This is a genomic window from Frankia tisae (assembly GCF_025403405.1).
GTDB classification, from domain to species: Bacteria; Actinomycetota; Actinomycetes; order Frankiales; family Frankiaceae; genus Frankia; species Frankia tisai.
Genome location: NZ_JANEZT010000595.1, coordinates 1 through 2,434 on the forward strand (window position 1 = coordinate 1; position 2,434 = coordinate 2,434).

Sequence of the window (2,434 nt, forward strand, 5' to 3'; positions counted from 1 at the left end):
ATAAGAGACAGGGTCACGATCTGGACCAAGTCCGAACCTCCCGCCCGCGGCGGCGTGGACGAGCGCCCGCCAGGCGACGAAGCCGGCCACGCGCCCGGTCACGCACCCGGCGGCGGCAGCACCCCGCATCCCGGGGCCGGGGATGTGGATGTGGCGCGGTCCGGGCCTGGGGCGCAGGGTGGGACGGGGCCCGGCGGCGAGAGTGCCGCGGGGTGGCCCGCCGACAGATCCGCCGGGTCGCGGGCCGAAGCCGGCGATCCGGCTTCGGCCCGCGGCCGGCGGCGCTCGGGCCGACCGTGGCTGATCGCCGCAGTGGTCGCCGTCATCGCCATCGCCGCGGGCCTGGTCGTGGTGCTCGTCGACCGCGGTGGGAACGAGTCGGCGGCGACGACGAGCGTGCCCGACTCGGTCGCCGCCCGCGCCATCACGCTCCAGGACGACAACGGTGCGCTGGCTCGCCGTCTCGCCCTGGCCGCCTACACGGCCGCGCCGAGCTCGCCGGCCACCCGCAGTTCGATGATCGCCCTGTTCGGCGACGACGTCGTTCCCAGCGCCGTCAACGCCGGAACCGGGGCCGTGCTGTCGGCGGCGGTCAGCCCGGACGGGCGCCACGTCGCCACCGGCGGGACGGACGGCGTCATCACCGTGTGGGAGGTCACCGAGCGGACCGGACTTGCCCGGCTCGGCTCGGTGACGAGCACCGGCTGGATCGGGGCGCTCGCCTTCAACGGCGGCGGCGACCTGCTCGCCTCCGGCGGCACCGACGGTGCGGTGCGGCTGTGGAACGTGCACGACCCGGAGCACATCAGCCGCTGGTCCGTCGCGAGGCTGCATACCGACGTCGTGCGAACCGTCGCCTTCAGCCCGGACAGCAACACCCTCGCCTCCGCCGGGGCCGACGGCGTCCTCGCACTGTGGGACATCACCGATCCCGCCGCCCCGGCGCAGCGCTCCCGCGCCGACACGGCCACCGGCGGGGTGTACGCCGTCGCGTTCGCCCCCGACGGCCGGACCCTGGCCCTCGGCGGGGAGGACGGCACGGTACGGCTGTGGGACATCCACGACGCGGCCCACCCCACGCCGGGGGCCGTCCTGCGCGGGCACACCCGCGCCGTGCGCGCCGTGACCTTCACCGGCGACGGTGCCCTGCTCGTCAGCGGCGGCGTCGACGCCACCGTCCGACTGTGGGACCTGCGTGACCCCAAGCTTCCCGTCCCGCAGGCGGTCATCCCCGGGCAGCTCGGCGGGGTCTCGAGCGTGGCCCGCGGCGCCGCCCCCGCGCTCGTGGCCTCCGGCGGTGACGACGAGACCGTGCGCCTGTTCGACGTCTCCGATCCCGCCGCGCCGCTCACGCTCACCCAGTGGCACGGGCACACCCGTCCGATCAGCACGGTCACGTTCGTCGCCGGCACCGGGGTCGTGCTGTCCGCCGGGCATGACGGCACGCTGCGGCTGTGGGAGGCCGACCCGGGCCGGCTCGCCCACGCCGCCTGTGCCGACCCGGCGAACCGGATCACCCGGCAGGAGTGGGCCACCGCGTTCGGCTCGATGCCCTACCACCAGCCCTGCACCTGACATCCTGAAAGACTGCGGCTGTGAGCGCTGAGCTGGGTCCATCGGTGATGATGGTCGAGGACTTCGGGCCGGCCTGGAAGCCGGGCCGGTTCGAACTCGGTACGGATGGTCCGCGGACGATCCTCGCCGGTGTCGACGGTTCCCGCACGTCGATGCGCGCGTCGGCGTTCGCCGCGGGCCTCGCCCGCCGCCAGGCGTCCCGGCTCGTCGTCGTGTACGTCGCGTCACCATCGGTCTGGGCGGCGATGTCCCCCGCCCCGGCCGGGGAGGCGATCCAGCAGGTCGTGAACTCGATCGCCGCCGAGGTGCGTTCGTCGATCCAGGAACGCTCCGAGGAGCTCGGCGTGCCCATCCGGTTCCTCGTGCGCGCCGGTGACCCCTTCGACGGGATCAAGCGGAGCGCCACCGAGGTGCAGGCCGACATGGTCGTCGTCGGCGCGTCCGAGAGCGCCGGGCACCGGCTCATCGGCTCCCTGGCGAGCCGGCTGGTCCGCAGCGGCCTGTGGCCGGTGACGGTCGTCCCTTGACTTCCTCCCCCTGGCGAACGAGGGGGATTCCCGGTGGCGGTCATGCCGCCTTCCCGGGTGGTTGGCGCTTCGCCGGCCGCTGCTGGCCAACACAGGGCGGGGTCAAATGGTCGTAGCGACGCCTCGATAGGATGATCGTGTTGGCGTCGAGGGGCTGGATGGTGGATGGGTCGGCGGGAGAAGTTGACGATCGAGGAGCGGGAGATTATTTCCCGCGAGTTGGGCAAGAATCGTTCGGCGCGGTTCATCGCGAAGGCGCTCGGCAGGCATCACTCGGTGATTTCGAGGGAGATCGAGCGTAACGGCGGCGAGAATGTGTACCGGGCGGTGGA

At 73.5% G+C, this 2,434-nt stretch carries 3 protein-coding genes; all 3 read left to right on the forward strand.

Going from position 1 to position 2,434, the window contains the following annotated elements; translation table 11 throughout:
- Positions 1-1,575, forward strand: a 1,575-nt coding sequence (locus tag NBZ85_RS30290) for a WD40 repeat domain-containing protein (protein WP_261563336.1), incomplete at its 5' end; no start/stop codon positions are given.
- A gap of 20 nt (positions 1,576-1,595) precedes the next feature.
- Positions 1,596-2,102 carry a universal stress protein gene (locus tag NBZ85_RS30295; protein WP_261560645.1) on the forward strand — a complete coding sequence of 169 codons (507 nt, stop codon included), beginning with the start codon at positions 1,596-1,598 and terminating at the stop codon, positions 2,100-2,102.
- A gap of 165 nt (positions 2,103-2,267) precedes the next feature.
- On the forward strand, positions 2,268-2,434 hold a 167-nt coding region (locus tag NBZ85_RS30300; RefSeq protein WP_261563337.1), incomplete at its 3' end, for a helix-turn-helix domain-containing protein.